The sequence below is a fragment of the Caballeronia sp. AZ10_KS36 genome, from assembly GCF_023631105.1.
GTDB lineage: Bacteria > Pseudomonadota > Gammaproteobacteria > Burkholderiales > Burkholderiaceae > Caballeronia.
Genome location: NZ_JALQDQ010000028.1, coordinates 17,614 through 37,705 on the forward strand (window position 1 = coordinate 17,614; position 20,092 = coordinate 37,705).

Genomic DNA, 20,092 nt, shown 5'->3' on the forward strand with positions numbered 1-20,092 from the left:
CGCGACGAAGGAGCATGTCAAAGGCGGTAACTTAGACCGCGCAAGCATTGCGTGGCGCACCGGGATACCATGACGAGTCGAACCGCGCATGCCCGCTGCGGATCGGCGTCCTTCTTTCATCAGCTTCCGACCGCATGCCCCAACACAAGCAGACCGTTCGTCCCCTCGTCATCGCCGCAGTGATGGCCTCGATGGCCATGGTGGCGATCGAAGCCACCATCGTTTCGACCGCCATGCCGCAGATCGCTACGCAACTCGGCGGCCTCAATCTGTATAGCTGGGTGTTCTCGTCGTTCTTGCTGACGCAGACCGCGCTTACCGTCGTATTCGGCAAGCTTGCGGATCTTTACGGCCGCAAGCCCGCGATACTCGCCGGCATCGCCATTTTTCTCGTCGGGTCGATACTCGCGGGCTTTGCTTGGTCGATGCCCGCCATGATCGTTTTCCGCCTGATACAGGGCGTCGGCGCGGGCGCCATTTTGCCCGTCGCGCTGACGGTGGTCGGCGACCTTTACCCGGCACGGGAGCGCGGCAAAGTGCAAGGCTATCTGGCAAGCGTATGGGCCGTGTCCGCCGTGCTGGGGCCGATGGTCGGCGGCTTGCTCATCCGGCATCTCTCGTGGAGCTGGATCTTCTGGATCAACCTGCCGATCGGCGCGCTCGCCGCGCTGCTTTTCGTGCTCTTCCTGCACGAGGAGAAGCGCCATGAACGTCCGGCAATCGACCTTGCAGGCGCGTTGCTGTTCACGGCCGCCGTCGCTTCCCTGATGATGGCGCTCACCGATGCGAGCACCGAAAGCAGCGCGCGCGTCGGCGTGGAAGTGGCGATATGCATCGTGGCGAGCGTGCTCTTCGTCATGCAGGAAAAGCGCGCCGCCGATCCGATGATCTCGTTCGGCTTATGGGCGCATCGCCCGATCGCGGCGGGCAACGCCGCGACGCTGCTCGCGGGCATGGCCCTGATGGGCCTGACCACGTTCCTGCCGATGTACGTGCAAGGCGTCATGCATCGCTCGCCGGTCGAAGCGGGCCTCACGCTCACGATGATGATGATCGGCTGGCCCACCGGCGCCACTTTCACTTCACGCACCTTCAGCCGCATCGGGCTGCGCCGTTTGTTGATCGGCGGGACCGTCTTCATTCCGCTCGGCGCGATTCCGTTCGTGCTTCTGACGCCGCAGTCGAGTCCGGTATGGGCCGGCGTCGGCTCGGCGGTGATGGGCTTCGGCATGGGCATACTGAGCGTGTCGTGCCTGATCCTGATTCAGGAGATCGTCAAGCTGTCCGAGCGCGGGAGCGCCACTGCATCGAACCTCTTCGCCCGCAATCTCGGGAACACGCTCGGCGCGGCCGTCTTCGGCGCCGTGCAGAACTATGGACTGGCTCATGCGAGCGGCGTGCCGGCGGTCAGCGCGGATCAGTTGAAGCGCCTGTTATCCGCCGTGCCCGGCAACTTCGCGAGCCACGCGGAGATTCGTTTCGCATTACACCATGCGCTGCATCTGACCTTTACGTCGATGTTCGTGATCGCGCTGGGCGCGGTGATATCCATGCTGTTCATGCCCGCAGTAGACATCGGTCGGGCGCGTCCGGCGGTGGAGACGGTCGGCGCGAACGATGCACCGGAACACGTCGGCATCGACGCCTGATTCGGCGTCGATGCGTTGCAGGCCAGCGTCAATCCTGCGCCTGAAGGAGCGGGCTATCCTGCTTGTCTTTGGACACGCTGGCATCTCCGCTCTGGCTTCCCGACGCAGCGGATTCGTCCGCCGCGATGGTCTGCGTGTTCATGCCTTGTTGCGACGTGGGCGCGCCGGTATCGGGCTTATAGTGCGGCGCAGGACCATAGCCGCTTGCGAGCGCGTAGGGCGCGGCAAGCGAGGCCGCAACGAGAACAATGCCGGTGACTTTGCTGATCATGGTCGTACTCCTGAAGGTTTCAGATGTCCACTTCATCGGCCAATGCACTGCCCTGCCAGCATGCGACCTTCCGAAATGTGCACGCAGTCTACGTGCGTGACTCGACCGTGAAATCCCCCCAGAAGCGCGGATACGAATGGCGGAAGCGCCCTGAATGAAGCGCTTCGCGCACTCGCATCAGACGTTGTCTTCCACCGCGATCGCCACGGCGCCCGCATTGATCGTCAAACGCGTGCGCTTTTGCAAGGGGTTTTGCGGAGCCGTGCCGTCCGCGTTCAGCCCCTTCACCTTGTTGTAGATCGCGACGAACTGCGTAGGCGTGACTGTCGCCGATGCATAGCCGATAGCGTCGTGGTCCGCATACAGCATGTCCGGATTGTTCTGCCTGATGAACGCATCCAGTGCCGACGATGAAGTGATGAGCGATGCCAGCGGCATGCCGGCTACATAGTTCGTCGCATCCTGAAAGAAGGGGCGGCTGCTGACGCCCGCCGCCATGAGATCGACGAGCACCGGCGTGCCTGTCGCGGGATCAGGCACATCGCGGACGATGCCCGCCTGGAACGCGTGAAGATCGCCCGTGATGGCGATGAGATTCGTGATGCCTTGCGCCTTCACGAAGGACGTGAGGTCGGCCTTGTGCGATGGATAACCGTCCCATGCATCGCAATCCATCACGAAGACGAGGTTGTCGGGCGCAGGCGCGATCGAACGCAGGTCGAGCCACAGGCGATTCATCATCACCTCGTTGCCCCATACTTTCCAGATGGAGGTCGACGCTTTGAGCGTGTCTTTCCACCATTGCGTCTGCACCGGGCCGAGCATCGACGGAACGCGCCCCAGACGCTGTGTATCCGCTGCCTCGAACTGCGTGAGCACCTGTTGCGGCACCGCGTAGCGCGAGCCGATGAGATCGTTTCCGTTCACCGGATCATGTCCCAGCCTCTGCGCGACAGCCGCTTCGCTGACCACATGATCGTCGCGATAGAGCCGCTCGTCGGTCATGACGAGGTGAATCAGCGAGCCGAAGTGGAAGTCCCGGTAAATGCGAATATTGTCGTAGCTGGCGTTGTTGAGGTCGAACGACACATCGCCCCAATCCACCGGCAAGTATTCCGCCCACGCCTGATTCGCATTGCGGCGCCGCGCTGTCTGCTGCACGTTCGCGTTCGTGTACGTCTGGTGGTCTTGCCAGCAATCGTCCGAGAACTCGTGATCGTCCCAGATGGCGATCACAGGAAAGCGCGCATGTACGGTCTGCAAGCGCGCGTCGCCGCGATACGTGCGATAGAGCGTGCGGTAATCGGCGAGCGTGTTCGCATAGACGCCGCCGCCTGCTATTGCCACGCCATCGGGCAACGTGATCTGTGGATGCGCCGGCTCGGCGGCGTTCCTTTCGTTCGGACTACCGACGGTCTCGTAGATATAGTCGCCCAGATGCACGACGAAATCGAGGTCGGTTTCCGCTGCGAGCAGCGTAAGCGCCTGCCAGTGGTTCACGCTCCAGTTCTGGCAGACGAACCACGCGAAGCGCAGTTGCGCAAGCGATTCGGTGGCCGCCGCTGCGGTGCGTGTCGTGCCCGTCGCGCTGATGTCGCTTCCGGCAATGAAGCGGTAATAGTAGGTCGTCCTCGCGCTGAGACCCGTGACCTTGGCTCGCACCGTGAAGTCGTAGTCGGGAATGGCGCTGAGGGGCACGCTCGCCGCGAGTTGCGAGAAATCGGGAAGCGCCGAGACTTGCAATGTCAGCGCGATCGCCGTTTGCGAGGCGCTGCTGGCATTGGCGACGCAGCGTGTCCAGAACACGACGGACGTATCGCGCGGATCGCCGCTCGCGACGCCCTGCGCGAACGCATACACGCCCGAGGGCGGTGGCGTGGTGCCGCCGCCCGCGCTGCTGCCGCCCTCGTCATCGCTCGAATGATGACAGGCCGCGAGCGTGCCGGACGCCGCCGCAACGGTATAGAACATGGACAACGACATAAAGCGGCGACGATCCATGAAAGCCTCCAGGAAACAACGTGGCAGACAGGCCATGCGCGCTCGATGTGTCGACTTCGAATCCGACCGATAGCGGCTTACGGACGATGTGATGGCTTACACGCTACAAACAGCGGGTGTCAGTGTCAATACCGGATCGGTATAGAACGGTCGTTCTATCGAGCATCGCGCGGCGGAACGCTCCGCAAAGGAAACACGAGCCTTGCACAAAGCCATCCGATGGCGCCGCCGAGAAGCGTCTCCCATGCGCGCGCGGCGAGCAGCGGAATGGAATGGACGCCGCTCGCGGCCAGCGTCACGATGAGCGCAAAGGCGAAGGCCCCACATGCGATGTCGTAGCGGTCCGGCAAGGCCATCGCGTAGACGATCATCGCAATCGCAGCCATCGACCAGACGAGAAGCGGCGCATGTTCCGCAAGCGGCAAGCAAATGATTCCGATGGGCACGCCCACCAGCGTGCCATAAATACGCCTTCGCACACGGTCCGCCGTTCCCACTGCGGACGTCGCGACGACATAGACGCATGCCGTGATGGCCCACGCCGATTCGGCGAGCGCGAACGCCGCGTTGAGCAGCGCGACGGCGAGCGCGCCGCTCGCTGCTTGCAGACCCATGGCAAAAGCGGGCGACACTGCCTGCTTGCCATAGACCGGCTGTGATGCGAGCGCGGGCAGGACCACAGGATGTTCCGCACGCCCGCTCAAGAGACGCGGCCCGATGGCCGCCAGCATGGCGATCAGCAGGGCGACCACGATCGCCCACGTATCCATCGGCGCGAGCTTCATCACGTAGGCGGCCACCTGGCCGATATAGAACTGCGACCCGATGCCCGCGCCCGTCACGCCGAAGCGCTTCGCATAGCCCGCGAAAAAGGCCCCGGAGACGAGGATGAACTCGGCACCGCTGCGTCCGAGTCCGTCGAACCACGGCCCAAGCCATGCAAGGGAAAACGCGCCGCACGCGGCTGCCAAGCACAGCACCGCGAGGTCCCGGCTCGATTCGGGCCGCGTCGCGCGGGCCTCGGACACGCTCGCCCACAGCGCGAACGTCGCGGCGAGCGAACCGACCGACACACTTGCGGGCACGTCGCGCGTCACATCGTGCAAGGCGCCGATGGCTGCGGCAAGGCCATACGCCGTCACGAGCCGCAAGCCCTTGATGCGCCGATGCGTGCCGGGGTCCATGCGTTCGAACCACGCGGTCATTGCCAACAGGTAGCGAGCATTCATCGCGATTCACCTTGTGCGTCTAGCTACGCTTCTTCCGAGAGGGTCGTGCAACTGCCTTGGCTCGATCTGAATCCGTGTCGCGCGCGGCTGCTTCGGCGATGCATTCGGCAAGCTGCGCGGCTGCGTCGTGTTCGGCGCGCCGCGCACGCTCGACGAGACCGATCTCGCGATGAAACGTATCGTCGCCGAGATCGTGCGCCACCGTGCCTCGCGGCCAGGCACCAATGCCCGCCGACTTCGGCAGTAACGCGACACCCATGCCGCGTGCGACGAGTTGCGCGATGCCATGCAGTTCATCCGCCTCTATGGCCTCTCGCACCGCGATGCGCTTCTTGCGCAGGAAGACGTCCACTTGCCGGCCGCCGAACGAGCGCCGGTCGTATCGAATGAACGGCTCGTTCTCTAACAGCTCCCGCCATGTCGCGCGCTTCTTCGCGGCCGGCGCGAGCAACACGAACGGCTCCGCGATCAGCGTGCGCCAGCGCAGTTCCGCAGGCAATGAGAAGGGCGGGCGAATGATCACGGCCATGTCGGCTTCGGCGGCATCCACCTGTGCGAGCAGATTGAGCGAGACGCCCGGCACGAGACGTATGCGCCATGCGGGCATGTCGCGCCGGAACGCAGCGATGGCATCGGGCAACAACGCAGCATGCGCCGATGCGATAGCGCCTACCGAAAGCGTGCCACCCCGCCCTTCCTCGGCGCCGGGTTCGGCAAGACGCGCATAGAGTGCGATGAGTTCATCGGCGAGTTCGAGCGTGCGGCGCCCTGCTGCGTTCAGCGTCGCGGATCGGCCGGTGCGGTCGAAAAGCGCAAAGCCGAGATGCGCTTCGAGCCGCTGCATTTGCGCGCTCACCGCCGATTGCGTCAAGCCGATATGCGCCCCGGCGCCCGCAAAGGTGCCGTGGCGAGCGACCGCCATGAAAGTCCTCAATTCGCGCAGCATGTGATTGATCGATTTCGTTGTTGCTCAGACCCGCAATTTATCGTTTTTCATGGAAATCGTTCATGAATACACTAGCGGCATCTCTGGATCAACCCTCACGGACCTCTTGACCATGAACACCCCGCACGACGCCATGCCGCCGTTTCATCTCGCGTTTCCCGTTCACAGTCTTTCGGATGCGCGCGCGTTCTATGGCGAACTGCTCGGCTGCCCCGAGGGACGCAGTTCGGAAGACTGGGTGGATTTCAATTTCTACGGGCATCAGATCGTGGCGCACCTTGCGCCGGACGAAGTCGGTCATCGGTCGACGAGCGCGGTCGATGGCGACGCCGTGCCCGTGCGCCATTTCGGCGTGGTGCTGTCCATCCCGCAGTGGGAAGCGCTCGCAGAAAAGCTGAAGGCGGCGGGCACGCGCTTCATCATCGAGCCGCATATTCGCTTCAAGGGCGAAGTCGGCGAGCAGGCGACGATGTTCTTTCTCGACCCGTCGGGCAATGCGGTAGAAGTGAAGGCTTTCGCCAACATGGCGTCGCTGTTCGCGAAGTGACTTCCTGACCCTTCGCCCGCTCGCGCTGCAAATGAAAACGGGACGCCATCGGCGTCCCGTTTTTACATCATTCGAGCGTAATGCTTACGCTAATTGACCCGCTAATTGACCTGCTTACTGACCCGACCCGCTTGCGCTGACCGGTGCGCCGGGACCGCCCGGCGTTGCGGTGCCGCTCTGGCCCGTGGTCGAACCGCTGTTCGAAGACGAATGGCTGCTGTGAGACTTCTTCTTCGATTGCGAGTGCTTGTGCGACATTCCCGAGCCCTGCGTGGTGGTCTGCGCGTTGTCGCCTGCTTGCAGGCCCGTGGCCGAGCTCGGCGGATTGTCCTGCGCGAACGCGGATGCGCAAACGAGAGCGAATGCGCCGGCGGCGCAGGAGAGAGCGATACGTTTCATGTCGAATGACTCCTGTTGGCGGTTTGCGAATGCGATGGTTGCAGCTTGTTCTGCATGCTGGCCGTCGAGTGATGCAAGCGACGGCCGGTCGCAAGACCTTTGGAGCATGGGACGTGCCACGGTCTGACGATTCGCAAGCTGACGAAGCTGCATCACCGTGACAATCGACATGACAACGCGGCGCGCGTCACCACGCGCCGCGAATCGCATAACGCGTTCAGTGGCTCACTGGACCCGTCGCCTTGAGATCGGCATTCACCGCGCGCTGCGGATGAGCGGCCTGTTTGATGAGGAGCGCGACCGCGGAGACGAGCCCCGCGACCGCGATCACCGCGAAGATGCCGCCGAAGCTGAAATGCAGGCGCGTGAGTTCGGCAACGAGAAACGATCCGGCAATGCCGCCGAAGCGCCCGATGCCGAGCATCCACGCGACGCCCGTGCCGCGCCCTTGCGTCGGATAGAACGCGGCGGCGAGCGCGGGCATCGACGATTGCGCGGTGTTCATCAAGACGCCCGCAAGAAACACCACCAGCACGAGCAAGCCGACGTTGCCCACGGCCTGTCCGATGCAGTAGACGCTCACCGCCGTCAATGCGTAACACGCTGCAATCACGCGGTTCGCGTTGAACTTGTCCATTAGCACGCCAAGCAGCACCGCGCCGACGCCGCCGAGCGGAAACAGCGCGGAAATGAGCGTCGCGCGTTGCGGGCTCAAGCCGGACTCCTTGAGGAGAATCGGCATCCAGTTGATCGACGCATAAAAGATCACGAGGCCCATGAAATAGGCGAGCCACAGCATGATGGAGCCGACCACATAAGAACGCGACAACACCACGCTCATGCCGCTCTGACCCTGCACGGCAGGCGCGGCCTCGGTCATGAAGAAGGAGCCGGCGTGACGAGCATCGTCGGAGATGCGGGCAAGCGTCGCGCGAATCTTCTCGACGGGCTTCGACTTCGCCACCATATAGCGCACGGATTCCGGCAACGCGATGAGGAGCAGCACCGCAAGCGCGAGCGGCGCCACGCCGCCGAGGAACAGCACGCTGCGCCAGCCGAATTGCGGAATCATCCACGCCGCGAGGAAGCCGCCGAATGCAGCGCCCAGCGGAAAGCCGCAGAACATCAGGTTGATGACCGTGGCGCGACGGTTGTCGGGACAGAACTCGCTCATCATCGTGACGGCGTTCGGCATGGCCGCGCCGAGGCCGAGGCCGGTGATGAAGCGCAGCGTCGTCAAATGCTCGAGACTCGCGGAATACGCGGATGCAAAGCACGCGACGCCGAAGACGATCACCGACGACAGCAGCATCGCGCGGCGGCCGAGGCGGTCGGACAAGGGCCCAGAAAGCAGCGCGCCAGCGGCGAGGCCGAAAAGCGCCGCGCTCAGCACGGGCGCGAGCGCCGGCCGGCTGATGTGCCACTCGGTCACCAGCGACGGCGCGATAAAGCCGATGGCTGCCGTATCGAAGCCGTCGAGCAGCACGATGACGAAGCACATGCCGAAAATGAGCCACTGAAACGGCGAAAACCGGTGCTCGTTGATGAACGTCTGCACGTTCACGTTTGGACTTCTGCTCACTTCATTCCCTTCCGAAAGAGACGATGAATGTTCGCCATGCGAACAGCGATTCACATAGCGAACTATGCGTTTCGCGTGAGAATACGGAATCGCCCCATGTGCCGCAACGCGGGGTTACCCGGAATTGAAAGGTACGTGGCGGCCGACTCGTCGGATCGTATCTATGTCCGCGTGTCGCAGCGTTCCTACACTCTACAATCGATCTTCGATCGCGAACATTGCACGGGACATCGCATGAGCAAGATGGGAAGCGCGAGGCTGATCTATGTCATGGGGCCTTCCGGGGCGGGCAAGGATTCACTGCTGGCGTTCGCACGCGAACGCGTCGGCGCACGCGTGATGTTCGCGCATCGGTACATCACGCGCGCCATTGCCGAAGGCGAGAACCATATCGCGCTCACGCCCGACGAATTCGCCGCCCGCCTTTCCCACGGCCTCTTCGCGATGCATTGGGAAAGCCTCGGTCTGCGCTATGGCATCGGTATCGAACTCGATGCGTGGCTCGCACGCGGTGTCTCCGTCGTCGTCAACGGTTCGCGGCAGCACGCGCCGGAGGCGCTCATGCGTTACCCGGACGCATGCTTCGTCCATATCGATGCCGCGCCCGCCGTCCTGGCCGCGCGTCTTGCGAGGCGCGGACGCGAAGATGCGCGGCACATCGAGGCGCGGCTCGCACGCAGGCCCGCGTTCGAACTGCCGCGCCACGCGCGCGTGGTCCACATCGATAACTCCGGCTTGCTCGCAGACGCCGGCAGCGAGTTCTTGAGCATCGTCGGTCACGCTGGACCATAGCGCGCCGAATCGAAAGCATTTCGCGCACGCTTTTGAATCGGCCAAAACTCATTCGTGCAGTCACGCACGAAGGCGTCCAAATCCATACGTTACCGCCGAGGCCCCGCCTGCACGCTTTTACATGCGCCGATAAAATGACCGCATGTCCAAGTCCCAAGAGAACTCGCGGCGGCACGAGCCCGACTTGCCGCTTCACACCCCCAGCACTGCTTCGCTCGCTCTTGCAGCGGCTATCGCGATGGTCGCGTGGCTTGCCATCGCAGCGCAAACCGACCTGACCATCGCACGTTCGCTCGATCGCGGCCTGACCGTCATGGACGGTATTGCGCGCATGAGCAGTTACCTCACGAATCTGACGGTATTGCTCACGGCCATCTGCTTCACGTGTGTCGCCACGCGCGCTCAGGCACCCCTTGCACGCTTCTTTCGTCAGCCGACGGTCGTGACGGCAGTCGTCGTGTATATGGTTTTCGTCGGCATCGCGTATAACACGCTGCTGCGCTTCTTATGGACGCCATCGGGCTATCGCGCATTCGTCAACGAGTCGCTGCATACGGTGGTGCCCGCGCTGTCCGCGTTGTACTGGCTTTTGTTCGTGCCACGCTTTCATCTTTCGTGGCGGCGATGCGCGCTCTGGCTCGTCTATCCGCTGGGCTATCTCTTCGTGACGCTATGGCGCGGAAGCGAGTCGGAGTTCTATCCGTACTGGTTCATCGACGTGTCCGAGCTGGGTTACGAGCGCGTGTTTCTCAACGCGGCGATGTTGATCGTGGCCTTTCTCGTGCTGATGAGCGTCTTTCTCGTCATCAATCACCGGCGCGACGATTTGCGCGTGCCCGATCCGGAAGTCGACTCCGACGACGTATCCGATTCGGGCGCGCCGCATTGAACGACGCTTAGGCATCCTTGGTATCGAACATCAACAACTCGACGCCCGCCTGCGCGAAGTTGGACAGATCGCCGGCGGTTGCCTGGCCTTCCGGCGATTCGAGCGCGGAGCGGATCGCATCGAGCGAATCGAATTCGAGCACGGCGACGAGGTGATATGGCGATTCCCCTTGCGCCACCGCGACGGCTCCCGTGCTCAACTCATAACGCTTAAGGCCCGGTAGTTTTTTGGCGAGCGGAACATGCGTAGATGTGTAGTGTGCATCGAATGCCTGTTTGTCCGACGGCGTTTTATAGAGCGCAACCAGCTTGGCCATGTCGTGTCTCCTTGGTGCGGGGCTGCTTGAGGGAATGGGCTACTGCTTCTCCAACTGAAGATAGATGCGTTGCACGTTCTGCGGCTGCGCGGTCGTGTACAGCTTATAGCCGCTGAATGCGGGCAACTGCACTGCGTGCATTGCTTGAGTAAGACTCATGCCGCGCTTACAGGCTTGCTTCACGGATGCATCGAGTTCGCGCAAATACAGGCCTGTTTGCAGAATGGCGTCGCCGCGCAAAGGCGGACCGAACGCGGGCACGACGGTGTTCAGATCGAGCGCACGCACGCTTTCGAGCGCAGCGAGCCAGCCCGGTATCTGCTCGTTGCGTAGCTCGGGGATACGGCCATTCGAAACCAGACTGCCCGCGAACAGCACACCCGTTTCGGTATCGAGCACGGCCAGATCGCCCGGTGTGCTCGCGGGGCCGAAATGCAGCAATTGCAACTTGCGTCCGCCGTTCTCTATCTCAGTGGTTCCGTCGATGGTGCGGTCAGGCACGGTCACGCGCGAGCCCGCCATTTCATCTTCGCCGAGTGTCTTGCGCAAATTCGCAAGACAGATCGAGCAGCGATCACGGATGAGTTGCGCCGCGCGAACATGCGCGAGTATCGGCACATTCCGGTCGCGAAAGGCAGCCGCGCCGAAGACGAATTCCGGCGCTTGATGCGTGATGATCACGAGCGTCACCGGCAGAGGCGTCACCTTGCGGATGGCTTCGATCATCGCGCGGCCATAGCGATAAGACGGCCCCGTGTCGATCACCGTCACCCCGCTCTTTCCGACGATAAAGCCGTTATTCGCGACGATGCCATGATTCTCCGGCGCCACGGCGTCCCCCGTGCCGATGAACGCGTACACGCCCGACGCAATGCGCGTTGGCGCGGGCATGCCGGCGAGCGCGGCCATCGCCGGTCCGGCCAACGCACCGCATGCAATGACAAGCGCGGCGATGAGCAGCTTCGCGCAGCGCAGCGTCATTTCATTGCCGACGCTTGCCCGGCCGCTTGCGTCTGAATAGCGATCGCGCCTTCGAACTGCTTGTTCTTGGTGTCCTCTATATGCGCTTTCAACTCACCATTTCCGGTCGGCAGAAAGTAGAAGCGAAAATTCGGGTTCTCGCTGATCGAGAAGTTGACGTTCGCGGTCATCACCGGCTTATCCGCATACGTGACGGCGATTTTGCGAATGAAATAGGCCGTCGCATAGTTGCGCGTGATCTGGTTCATCGCCATGCCCGTGCGGTTCGGGTGCCGCACCATCACTTGCGCGAGTTGCGACTTGCCGACGACCGCCGTGCCCTCCGATTGCACGCGAACCGCGCCTGCCGCGCGTTCGGCTGCATCGTCGTCCTTGTCGGCCGGTGCCGAACAACCTCCTGATGCCTTCACGAAGCGCACGGCGCTATACAGGTGCCCGTCGTTTGTTTCGGCGATGGCGCGCATGAACGTATAGTCCTCCACGCGCACACGCGTTTCGATGCTCGCTAGTCCGGACTCGGGCGTGAATTCGAAATAGCCCGCGTACGGCTCGGGATTCTCGTCGATGAAAAGGTAGATCTTCTTGATGTAGTGCGCGGGACTTTGCGCGAACTGCGCGTTGATCCCGATAGGAACGACGGCGGCATCTGCCGCGCGTGCAGGAGCGTCGAGCGTGATGACGGCTTCGCCATGCGTATCGACCGTTCGTCCCTTGAAAGCGCCTTCCTTGAAATCGAGCCAGCGAGCGACCTTATTCGGGTCGTCGTCCGGCTGTGCCGCTTGAGCGAGCGATGCCATCAACGCAAGCAGCGCGAACAGTGCGCCGCGTGCGCGCATAGAGCCAGGCGTATCGGTCATCATGATGCCCTCCATGCTGCCTGTTACTGCTCCCATTCGAGTTCCGCATAAGCCGCAGTCACGTTGCGACGATGATAGATCTCGTAGAGCAGCCACTTGTCGCGCTGATCGAGGCCAACGGTATCGACGGCTTGTTGAATCGTCGCGCCGCGTTTGATGGCCTCGCGCACGCCACGCGCGAGTTCGGCAAGGTACTGCTCTTCTGCATCCAGTGACGGCTTCCACGGCGGATCGAGCGGACCATGTCCCGGCACGACATGTCGCGGATTCATCTGCTTAATGCGTGCGATGTCATCGAGCCAGCCGACGACACTGCCATCCACCACCGGAATGCAGCGCACGAAAAGCAGATCTCCGGTCCATAACGTGCCGCTCTTCTCATCGTATACCGTCAAGTCGTTGTTGGTATGCGCTGTTTGCCATGTGCGCAGCGTCAACGGGCGGTCGCCGAGATCGAGCGTTGCGCTGCCATCGACCGTTTGCGTCGGCCCGATGATTTCACTTCCTTCGGCGATGTCTCCAAGCTCCCGGTTAAGCGCGCGAAGATAATTCTCCGCCCGCGACGCCTCGGCTTGCGCGAGCTTCACGCTCCCCACGAATTGCGGATGATCGTCTTCGAACGCTGCATTGCCGAAGATGTGATCCGGGTGCATGTGCGTGTTGATGACATAGCAGACCGGCAGCGGCGTGACCTGCCGCACTGCTTGCCTCAGCGCGCGTCCCTCTGCGAGCGTGCCGCCCGTGTCGATCACCGCCACGCAGCGCGTGCCGACGATAAAGCCCACGTTCGCGATATCGCCCTTGTTCGCGCGTGTCGCAATGTCATCGTGAGCGCGATGCGCGTATTCGCCGGGCGCAATCACCTGCATGGAGAGCGGCGGCTCGGCGCGCGTCTGTCCGACAAGAAGCGCAAAGAGCGTCAACGTATGCCATGCGAATGAGAACGCCTTGATGCGTACTCGCGCCGAAACGCCCCCTATCCGCGCGATAGCTGCTTCGCCTCCCGGCGCAAGCGTAGTCGAGCAGCCGAGGCTCATGCGACGTTATCGGCTCGCACGCGGCACGTTCCCCGCCTTGACAGGCGCGCCCGCGGGCGGCGACAAGTTCTTGAGCGCGCCTTGATAAGCGATCGTTTCCTTCTGCAGCGGATGCGCGAAGTCGTTGCCCGCGCCCGGCACTTCCGTGCGAATCATGAGAAGGCCGCCGGGCACGTCGTCGGCGATCACGAATGTGTAGCGCTTGCCTGTGTACTGGGAGAAGCGTTCGGCATTGGGATCGTTCAGGTACGGCTGAATGACGACCTGACGCGCCATCACATGCTTACCGCCTCCGATTCCGAGCGCATCGCTCGATACGGATGTGATCGCCGGAGCCGCTGCCAATGCGAGACGAACGCGCTGCTGAAAATAGCGCCGCTGTCCGCCCGTCAACTGCTCCATCTCGGTAATGTCGTGCTCCAGAAAATAGATGATGACCGGATTGCAAGGCAGACCGCCGGGCACATTCACAGGACCGGTGCGGTCCGTCACGCGCGCATCGTTCTTGCTGTTGCCGGGACTCACGACGAGCACGCGCACCGTATCGCTGACTTTCGCGGGCGGGCCGGAATAGTCCACGGAGTAATCCAGTTCCGTCTGCGGCTCGACCCCGTTCATATGTGGCTGCAGGAACACCAGGCGTTCGGCGGGCGCAATGTCCGCGCCCGGCGCCGAAGCGGCCGGCGGTGCTGCCGCCAACGCGTTATAGGCCTGCGCCAGGCCGAGCGCGCATACGGTCATCACCGCGCGAAGAGTGACGGCAGGCGTTCTCATTGTGCTTGCGCGGGTTGCATCGGCTGCAGGGGCAGCAGTGGAACTTGATAGCTCGTCAATATCTGGTCGATCTTCGGCTGATTCGACGCAATCCAGTTATCGACCTTGTCGCGCCATGCTTTCTCTCCGTAGCGCACGCCCATGGAGATTTCGAAGTCGAAACGAATGCCGGGCTGCGGCGGGAACGGAACGAGTCTTACTTTGTTGTCCGAACGATTCACGAAGTATCCCGCGATCGGCCCCCAGACGAACGCAGCATCGACGTTGCCCTGCGACAGGTCGTGCTCGATCATCTCGCCGGGAAACGCCTCGGGATCGCCGCTTTGCCCTTGATACGACACCGCCTGCTCGATGAGGTTATTCCTGAGCAGCCAGTCCACTGCCGGGCTTTTGACGAAGATGCCCAGCCTCATTTTCTTGAGCTGATCCGGCGGCAGACTCATCAGATCAGCGGGCGTCTTGATGTTCGCGTATTCCGGGCGATTCGGAAAGACCATCGCGTACGTGGAATGCAGATACGGCCGCGTCGTCGCAGTCAGCTCATAACCCTTGGGTACGCCGATGATGAGATCGCACTTGTATTGCTCGGTATTCGGCACCTTGTCGCGCAGCGTATTCCTCACGAAGCCCATGCGCTGCGGAAAGAACGTGTATTCGAGCTTGTAGCCGAAATCACTCGCCATCTGGCTCGCGATTTTGTTCTCGAAGCCTTCGCCCTTCTCGTTCGAAAGCGGCATGTTGTTGGGATCGGCGCATACGCGCAGCACACCGTCGGCGCCGTCGTTGTTCGGCAGACTCGGCGGCGGGCCGCCTGCGCCCTGCGCGAACGCGGCGTCGGTCGAAAGCATCGCAAGCGCTGAAAGCAATACGGCGATCCGGCAGAACCGCACCGTACGACTGGCCTTACACTGAAACATGAAGCCTCCGGGAGTAGAAGCGGTCATTGCGCGCTGCTCACGATGCCTTCACTTCGCATCGATTGCTTGCAGGTCGCCCGGATTGATCTTGCCGTCGGACCGCCCCTTCAGGTAGGTGTAGAGATTCTCCCAATTCTTTTGCATCATCTGGCTTGCGCTGAAGTCGGGCATGCCCTTGTCGACGCGTCCGCCGAAGACCGTGCGATGGAATTCGTTCTTGTCGAGCGTCTTGAACGCGTCGACGAGAGAGGGACCGACCAGACCTTCCTGCTTCGCCCCGTGACACCGTTCGCACGCGAGCGCGCGCCAGGTACGCCATCCTTGCAGCGTATCGTTATCGACCTTGTTGCCGTCGACGACCTGGTACGCCACCGGCTTCATTTGCCCTGACGAGGTCTGAGCGAAAGGCGCGGATGACGCAACCAGCGCTATCGACAACACCAGGATGGTTCGGCCTATCATTCGCGTGTCTCCTTCAATATGTTTTTATGCAAAGGCCCTGCTTTGCGCGACGGCACGCATGCCGCCGCGCATTCCTGCTCACACCATGTCAACTCGGGACAGCGAAGATGAAGAGCGTGCCGCCAAGCGCCGTGTACTTCGCGAGTTCGCGGTAACCGCCCACCGCACCGAGGCCTTCCGTCGACTTCTCGAGGCCCGCCGCCATGCCGATGCCGGCCCAGCCGCCGATGCCCGAATACACGCCGACGTATTGCTTGCCCTGGTACTGATACGTGAACACGTTGCCGATGATGCCGGACGGCGTCTTGAACTTCCAAAGCTCCTTGCCGTCCTTGATGCGTACCGCCTTGATGTAGCCTTCGAGCGTGCCGTAGAACACGATGCCGCCTGCTGTGGCCAGCGCGCCGGACCACACCGAGAACCGCTCGGGCTTGGACCATGCGATCTTGCCCTTGGCCGCATCCCACGCGATGAAGTTGCCCATCGCGCCGTTCTCGTTGGGCCCCGGATACATCGAAAGCGTTGCGCCGACGAACGGCTGACCCGACACGTAATCGACCTGAAACGGTTCGTAGTCCATACAAACGTGATTGGTCGGAACGAGGAAGAGACTCGAGTTCGGATCATAGGCGGCAGGCTGCTGGTCTTTCGATCCGAGCGCGGCAGGACAAATGCCCTTCACGTTGTGGTCAGGACCCGCCTTTTGCGTCGAATAGCTCGCGTTGCGAATGGGCAGGCCGCTCTTGATATCGACGCTATCGGCCCAATTCACTGCCGGATCGTACTTCTGCGCGACGAGCAGTTCGCCGGTTTCGCGGTTCAGCGTGTAGCCGAAGCCGTTGCGGTCGAAGTGAACGATCGCGGGCACTCGCTTGCCGCCGATGTTCAGATCCGACAAGATCATTTCATTGACGCCGTCATAGTCCCATTCGTCGTGCGGCGTCATTTGATAGACCCACTTCGCTTTGCCGGTATTCAGGTCGCGCGCGAAGATCGACATCGACCATTTGTTGTCACCGGGCCGCTGGGTCGGGTTCCACGTGCCGGGGTTACCCGTGCCGTAGTAGACGAGATTGAGTTTCGGGTCCCATGCGTACCATCCCCATGTCGTGCCGCCGCCGTATTTCCATTGATCGCCTTGCCAGCTCTTGGTCGACGAGTCGGCGCCCACGGGCATCATCTTGCCGTCGGACCACGTCATGGTTTGCTGCGGGTCCAGCAACATCTCATCGTCGGGGCCCGTGCTATAGGCCTTCCACACTTCCTTGCCGTCCTTGATGTTGTACGCAACGAGACGGCCACGCACGCCGAATTCGCCACCGGATATGCCGGTCAGCACCTTGTCGCCGAATACGTGTGGCGCGTTGGTGTTCGTCTCGCCTTTCTTCGGATCGCCGTTCTGCGCGCTCCATACGACATCGCCGGTCTTGGCATCGAGCGCGACGAGTTTGGTATCGGCTTGCTGGAGGAAGATTTTGCCGTCGCCATAGGCGAGGCCTCGGTTGACTGTGTCGCAACACATCACGGAGATGACTTGCTGATCCTGCTTCGGCTGATATTGCCAGATGAACGTTTGGTCCTTTAGGTTGATCGCAATGACTTTGTTGGGAAACGGCGAATGAATATACATCGTGTCGCCGATGACGAGCGGCGATCCTTCGTGACCACGTAGCACACCGGTGGACATGGTCCAGGCGACCTGCAACTTGCCGACGTTGTTTTCGTTGATCTGCTTGAGCGTGCTATAGCGGTGATTCGAGTAATCGCCCGCTTGCGCTGCCCAATTCGAAGGATTCTTGATGAGGCTGTCGAGTTGCGGATCGGCCTGCGCCACATACGAATTCAGGCCTGCTGTCGCAACCACCGCCAGTCCAAGAACCAGGGTGCGTAAGTTCATGTCTCCTCCAGAATGGTGATGCCTCCGACCCAGGGATGACCACGCTACCGGCTTGCATCGTGCGCGCCTTCTCAATGCAGGTAACGAGCTACGCTGTGCCCGGTCATGGCCGAACGCATGCGTAGCGACGCCAATTGCATATTCCATGCCGGTTTAATGTGCTCGTTCGCGTACTGTGATGGCGCGGGAACGAAATGCTGTTCGCCTATGTTCGCGAGTAAGCGTGCGGTGTACCACGAGACATACTGTGTCAAATCCGCGAAATCACTGGCTTCTTTAACTTGGTTTGTGATGCGCCGCAGCAGTGTTTGCGTTTGCTTGTGTGCCTTTGACAAAGACGCGCATACTGAATCACTCACGCATTGTTGGAGACCTCGCCATGACTCAAGCCGAGAAGGTGTACTCCGATGCGGAAATCGCCGAGCGTCTTAGCGGTGTGCTCAAACACTGGTACTTCGAGGATGGATGGCTCAGGCGCAAGTTCCGCACGGAAGGCTGGAAGGGCACGCTGATGGTCGTCAATACGGTGGGCCATCTTGCGGAAGCGGCCTGGCATCATCCGGACCTTACCGTTTCTTATGCCTTCGTGATCGTGAAGCTCAAGACGCATTCGGCCAAGGGCATTACCGATAAGGACTTTGCGCTTGCTTCCAAGATCGAAGAAGTCGTGCAGTGGCGGCCCTCGCTCGAGGGAGGGCCTCTTACTGGGACGCCTTCCGACGATCAGCGGTTTCGGTATATCAAGTACGATTGATTTTTTCTTCTTCCTTTCGGGCCGCAGGGCGCTTGTTGTCGGGGAACTTGTTTTCGTGTCGGTCTATTAGTGTTGCCCCTCCCCGGGGCGGGGGTCACTTTCTTTGCTGCTGCAAAGAAAGTAACCAAAGAAAGCAGCTTTTGTGGGCCCGCAGCAGCGACAGTGTTGTCACTCCGCAGAAACACCTTGGCACTCAGTTTGAGACAACCTTGAATCACCTTCCACGCCCGCTGAACATTAACGTCCTCCGAGCCCCTTGGCTCGTTAACACCACACCCCGTTTAGCGCTTCTCGCTTGAAATCCCGAACCGTGCCGCGTGAGTTCGTTGAGGCGCGGATCTGCCAGCACTGAGTTCAATTGAGAAGCACGCCGACCGTTGCAAGCGCTCGGTGTTAACGAGCCAAAGGGCTCGGAGGACGTGGTGTTCAGCGGGCGTGGAGGGTGATTCAGGGTTGATTCAAACTGAGGGCCAATGACTTTCTGCGAAGTGACCACACTGTTGATGCTGCGGGCTAAAAAAGCTGCTTTCTTTGGTTACTTTCTTTGCATGGGACCAGAGTACGGCGCTAAAGCGCCTACTCTGGTCGACAGCCAAGAAAGTGACCCCCGCCCCGGGGAGGGGCAACGCTAATAGACCGACACGAATACAAGTTCCACGAAAAAGAAGAGCGACAAAGTTGGTACACCTTTTGCCTGAGGCATAAAAATTCCCGTACGAGCGAAAGCGAAAAGAAACCCATGCCCAAGTCCGCCCTATCGCCGCCCCAGGCGATCACCCTTTCGGCGGATGCCCGGCTGCATCTAGGCTTCATCGATCCGAACGGTTCGCTCGGCCGCGCTTTCGGGAGCGTGGGCCTCGTCATCGACGGACACGCCACCCGTATCACCGCGCGGCGCGCCCAACGCAAAGAGCGCATAGACGGCACAACGACGCAAGCGCAGCACGCGCGCATCGAAGCGTACCTCGCGCGACTCCACGCGGCGCTAGGCGTCACCCAACCGGTCGACATCGAAGTACACGAAACCCCGCGCGCCCATACGGGGCTAGGCTCCGGCACGCAACTGGCGCTGGCGCTCGGCACCGCGTTCGCCCGCGTGACCGGGCACGCACTGACCACAGCGGATATCGCACGCCTGCTCGGACGCGGCGCGCGTTCGGGCATCGGCATACACGGCTTCGATCACGGCGGCCTGATCGTCGATGGCGGACGCAGCACCGCGCACAGCGACAACGCAACGCTTCCGCCACTGCTCGCGCGTCAGCGTTTCCCCGATGCCTGGCGCGTGCTGCTCATCGACGACGCATCGCGCGAAGGGCTGCACGGCGAAGCCGAAAAGCGCGGCCTCGCCTCGCTTGCGCCCTTTCCCGCCCCGCTCGCCGCTCATCTTTCGCATCTCGTGTTGATGCGCCTCCTGCCCGCCGTCGCCGAATGCGACTTCGAACCGTTCGCCGACGCCATCAGCGACATGCAGCAGACCATCGGCGAATACTTCGCGCCCGCGCAAGGCGGCGTATTCGCGAGTCCCGCCGTGGCGCGCGCGCTGCAAGCGGTCGCGGCAGAACAGAAGGCCGGCATCGGTCAGACGTCGTGGGGGCCGGTGGGCTTCGCATTCGTCGCAAGCGCGCTGCAGGCCGAGCGCGCGCTCGCAACGGCGCAACGCGCGGCGCCGCACGCATCGCTCAGCTTCTCCATCGTCGCGGCCCGCAATCACGGCGCGACGTGGCGCGCAGCCTGTCCGCGCGAATCAGGCGCGGATGCTGCGTGAATCGCCCCGCAACGCATCATTATC

General features: G+C 61.9%; 20 protein-coding genes. 6 read left to right on the forward strand and 14 right to left on the reverse strand.

Translation table 11 applies throughout. From position 1 onward, the window contains the following. Positions 1 to 101 precede the first annotated feature (101 nt). Complete coding sequence (locus NCR35_RS18460) at positions 102 to 1,649, forward strand: MDR family MFS transporter (RefSeq protein ID WP_502801703.1); 1,548 nt, start codon at positions 102 to 104, stop codon at positions 1,647 to 1,649. A 28-nt stretch (positions 1,650 to 1,677) separates the two neighbouring features. On the opposite strand, the gene NCR35_RS18465 is transcribed toward NCR35_RS18460, so the two are convergent. The 4 genes from NCR35_RS18465 to NCR35_RS18480 all read right to left on the reverse strand — a co-directional run bounded on the left by NCR35_RS18465 (position 1,678) and on the right by NCR35_RS18480 (position 6,096). After that, complete coding sequence (locus NCR35_RS18465; RefSeq protein WP_250535568.1) at positions 1,678 to 1,920, reverse strand: hypothetical protein; 243 nt, start codon at positions 1,918 to 1,920, stop codon at positions 1,678 to 1,680. Positions 1,921 to 2,097: 177 nt separating this feature from the next. After that, the gene (locus NCR35_RS18470) at positions 2,098 to 3,921 is read right to left on the reverse strand and encodes an alkaline phosphatase D family protein (protein ID WP_250535569.1); all 1,824 of its coding nucleotides are present in this window, start codon (positions 3,919 to 3,921) and stop codon (positions 2,098 to 2,100) included. Positions 3,922 to 4,076: 155 nt separating this feature from the next. Beyond that, on the reverse strand, positions 4,077 to 5,150 hold the full coding sequence (locus NCR35_RS18475) for an FUSC family protein (RefSeq protein WP_250535570.1): 1,074 nt from the start codon (positions 5,148 to 5,150) through the stop codon (positions 4,077 to 4,079). A gap of 19 nt (positions 5,151 to 5,169) precedes the next feature. Next, on the reverse strand, positions 5,170 to 6,096 hold the full coding sequence (locus NCR35_RS18480) for a LysR family transcriptional regulator (RefSeq protein WP_250535571.1): 927 nt from the start codon (positions 6,094 to 6,096) through the stop codon (positions 5,170 to 5,172). 112 nt (positions 6,097 to 6,208) lie between these two features. Here NCR35_RS18480 and NCR35_RS18485 point away from each other — a divergent pair, with 112 nt between their 5' ends. Further along, positions 6,209 to 6,643 carry a VOC family protein gene (locus tag NCR35_RS18485; protein WP_206468830.1) on the forward strand — a complete coding sequence of 145 codons (435 nt, stop codon included), beginning with the start codon at positions 6,209 to 6,211 and terminating at the stop codon, positions 6,641 to 6,643. Positions 6,644 to 6,757: 114 nt separating this feature from the next. Here the strand turns inward: NCR35_RS18485 and NCR35_RS18490 are convergent, their stop codons facing one another. Next, the gene (locus NCR35_RS18490) at positions 6,758 to 7,042 is read right to left on the reverse strand and encodes a hypothetical protein (protein ID WP_244849569.1); all 285 of its coding nucleotides are present in this window, start codon (positions 7,040 to 7,042) and stop codon (positions 6,758 to 6,760) included. Between the two features lie 217 nt (positions 7,043 to 7,259). Then, positions 7,260 to 8,624 (reverse strand): MFS transporter, encoded by a 1,365-nt coding sequence (locus NCR35_RS18495; protein WP_250535572.1) that lies wholly within the window; start codon positions 8,622 to 8,624, stop codon positions 7,260 to 7,262. Positions 8,625 to 8,858: 234 nt separating this feature from the next. On the opposite strand from NCR35_RS18495, the gene phnN reads away from it, so the two are divergent. After that, positions 8,859 to 9,416, forward strand: a complete 558-nt coding sequence (phnN, locus tag NCR35_RS18500) for a phosphonate metabolism protein/1,5-bisphosphokinase (PRPP-forming) PhnN (protein WP_250535573.1) — start codon at positions 8,859 to 8,861, stop codon at positions 9,414 to 9,416. Between the two features lie 142 nt (positions 9,417 to 9,558). After that, the gene (locus tag NCR35_RS18505) at positions 9,559 to 10,305 is read left to right on the forward strand and encodes a Pr6Pr family membrane protein (RefSeq protein ID WP_250535574.1); all 747 of its coding nucleotides are present in this window, start codon (positions 9,559 to 9,561) and stop codon (positions 10,303 to 10,305) included. 7 nt (positions 10,306 to 10,312) lie between these two features. Here the strand turns inward: NCR35_RS18505 and NCR35_RS18510 are convergent, their stop codons facing one another. The 8 genes from NCR35_RS18510 to NCR35_RS18545 form a co-directional block, all read right to left on the reverse strand. Beyond that, entirely contained in the window at positions 10,313 to 10,621 is a 309-nt protein-coding gene (locus NCR35_RS18510) for an EthD family reductase (protein WP_250535575.1), read from the reverse strand. 39 nt (positions 10,622 to 10,660) lie between these two features. Further along, complete coding sequence (locus NCR35_RS18515; RefSeq protein WP_250535576.1) at positions 10,661 to 11,602, reverse strand: MBL fold metallo-hydrolase; 942 nt, start codon at positions 11,600 to 11,602, stop codon at positions 10,661 to 10,663. Continuing rightward, positions 11,599 to 12,495: a quinoprotein dehydrogenase-associated SoxYZ-like carrier gene (locus tag NCR35_RS18520; protein ID WP_250535577.1), complete on the reverse strand. Its 897-nt coding sequence runs from the start codon at positions 12,493 to 12,495 to the stop codon at positions 11,599 to 11,601. The genes NCR35_RS18515 and NCR35_RS18520 overlap by 4 nt, the downstream gene beginning before the upstream one ends. After that, entirely contained in the window at positions 12,483 to 13,496 is a 1,014-nt protein-coding gene (locus NCR35_RS18525) for a quinoprotein relay system zinc metallohydrolase 2 (RefSeq protein WP_250535578.1), read from the reverse strand. Before NCR35_RS18525 ends, NCR35_RS18520 begins: the two co-directional genes overlap by 13 nt. 6 nt (positions 13,497 to 13,502) lie before the next feature. Continuing rightward, positions 13,503 to 14,270, reverse strand: a complete 768-nt coding sequence (locus NCR35_RS18530) for a hypothetical protein (protein ID WP_502801699.1) — start codon at positions 14,268 to 14,270, stop codon at positions 13,503 to 13,505. Next, positions 14,267 to 15,118, reverse strand: coding sequence for a substrate-binding domain-containing protein (locus NCR35_RS18535; RefSeq protein WP_250535579.1), 852 nt, complete (start codon positions 15,116 to 15,118; stop codon positions 14,267 to 14,269). The genes NCR35_RS18530 and NCR35_RS18535 overlap by 4 nt, the downstream gene beginning before the upstream one ends. Positions 15,119 to 15,235: 117 nt before the next feature. Further along, a complete protein-coding gene (locus tag NCR35_RS18540; RefSeq protein WP_244849578.1) occupies positions 15,236 to 15,649 on the reverse strand; it encodes a c-type cytochrome in 414 nt (137 codons plus the stop codon). An 88-nt stretch (positions 15,650 to 15,737) separates the two neighbouring features. Continuing rightward, on the reverse strand, positions 15,738 to 17,546 hold the full coding sequence (locus tag NCR35_RS18545; protein WP_244849579.1) for a methanol/ethanol family PQQ-dependent dehydrogenase: 1,809 nt from the start codon (positions 17,544 to 17,546) through the stop codon (positions 15,738 to 15,740). Positions 17,547 to 17,925: 379 nt separating this feature from the next. Between NCR35_RS18545 and NCR35_RS18550 the strand changes: the two genes are divergently transcribed. Further along, the gene (locus NCR35_RS18550; RefSeq protein WP_250535580.1) at positions 17,926 to 18,300 is read left to right on the forward strand and encodes a 4a-hydroxytetrahydrobiopterin dehydratase; all 375 of its coding nucleotides are present in this window, start codon (positions 17,926 to 17,928) and stop codon (positions 18,298 to 18,300) included. A 739-nt stretch (positions 18,301 to 19,039) separates the two neighbouring features. Beyond that, positions 19,040 to 20,068 (forward strand): beta-ribofuranosylaminobenzene 5'-phosphate synthase family protein, encoded by a 1,029-nt coding sequence (locus NCR35_RS18555; RefSeq protein ID WP_250535581.1) that lies wholly within the window; start codon positions 19,040 to 19,042, stop codon positions 20,066 to 20,068. Positions 20,069 to 20,092: the final 24 nt, after the last annotated feature.

What these genes read in the sequence shown, in the direction of transcription:
- NCR35_RS18465 (WP_250535568.1), bottom strand. Translation starts at nt 1,920, where the DNA reads ATGATCAGCAAAGTCACCGGCATTGTTCTCGTTGCGGCCTCGCTTGCC.
- NCR35_RS18470 (WP_250535569.1), bottom strand. Translation starts at nt 3,921, where the DNA reads ATGGATCGTCGCCGCTTTATGTCGTTGTCCATGTTCTATACCGTTGCG.
- NCR35_RS18475 (WP_250535570.1), bottom strand. Translation starts at nt 5,150, where the DNA reads ATGAATGCTCGCTACCTGTTGGCAATGACCGCGTGGTTCGAACGCATG.
- NCR35_RS18480 (WP_250535571.1), bottom strand. Translation starts at nt 6,096, where the DNA reads ATGCTGCGCGAATTGAGGACTTTCATGGCGGTCGCTCGCCACGGCACC.
- NCR35_RS18485 (WP_206468830.1), top strand. Translation starts at nt 6,209, where the DNA reads ATGAACACCCCGCACGACGCCATGCCGCCGTTTCATCTCGCGTTTCCC.
- NCR35_RS18490 (WP_244849569.1), bottom strand. Translation starts at nt 7,042, where the DNA reads ATGAAACGTATCGCTCTCTCCTGCGCCGCCGGCGCATTCGCTCTCGTT.
- phnN (WP_250535573.1), top strand. Translation starts at nt 8,859, where the DNA reads ATGAGCAAGATGGGAAGCGCGAGGCTGATCTATGTCATGGGGCCTTCC.
- NCR35_RS18505 (WP_250535574.1), top strand. Translation starts at nt 9,559, where the DNA reads ATGTCCAAGTCCCAAGAGAACTCGCGGCGGCACGAGCCCGACTTGCCG.
- NCR35_RS18510 (WP_250535575.1), bottom strand. Translation starts at nt 10,621, where the DNA reads ATGGCCAAGCTGGTTGCGCTCTATAAAACGCCGTCGGACAAACAGGCA.
- NCR35_RS18515 (WP_250535576.1), bottom strand. Translation starts at nt 11,602, where the DNA reads ATGACGCTGCGCTGCGCGAAGCTGCTCATCGCCGCGCTTGTCATTGCA.
- NCR35_RS18520 (WP_250535577.1), bottom strand. Translation starts at nt 12,495, where the DNA reads ATGGGAGCAGTAACAGGCAGCATGGAGGGCATCATGATGACCGATACG.
- NCR35_RS18525 (WP_250535578.1), bottom strand. Translation starts at nt 13,496, where the DNA reads ATGAGCCTCGGCTGCTCGACTACGCTTGCGCCGGGAGGCGAAGCAGCT.
- NCR35_RS18530 (WP_502801699.1), bottom strand. Translation starts at nt 14,270, where the DNA reads ATGAGAACGCCTGCCGTCACTCTTCGCGCGGTGATGACCGTATGCGCG.
- NCR35_RS18535 (WP_250535579.1), bottom strand. Translation starts at nt 15,118, where the DNA reads ATGCTTTCGACCGACGCCGCGTTCGCGCAGGGCGCAGGCGGCCCGCCG.
- NCR35_RS18540 (WP_244849578.1), bottom strand. Translation starts at nt 15,649, where the DNA reads ATGATAGGCCGAACCATCCTGGTGTTGTCGATAGCGCTGGTTGCGTCA.
- NCR35_RS18545 (WP_244849579.1), bottom strand. Translation starts at nt 17,546, where the DNA reads ATGAACTTACGCACCCTGGTTCTTGGACTGGCGGTGGTTGCGACAGCA.
- NCR35_RS18550 (WP_250535580.1), top strand. Translation starts at nt 17,926, where the DNA reads ATGACTCAAGCCGAGAAGGTGTACTCCGATGCGGAAATCGCCGAGCGT.
- NCR35_RS18555 (WP_250535581.1), top strand. Translation starts at nt 19,040, where the DNA reads ATGCCCAAGTCCGCCCTATCGCCGCCCCAGGCGATCACCCTTTCGGCG.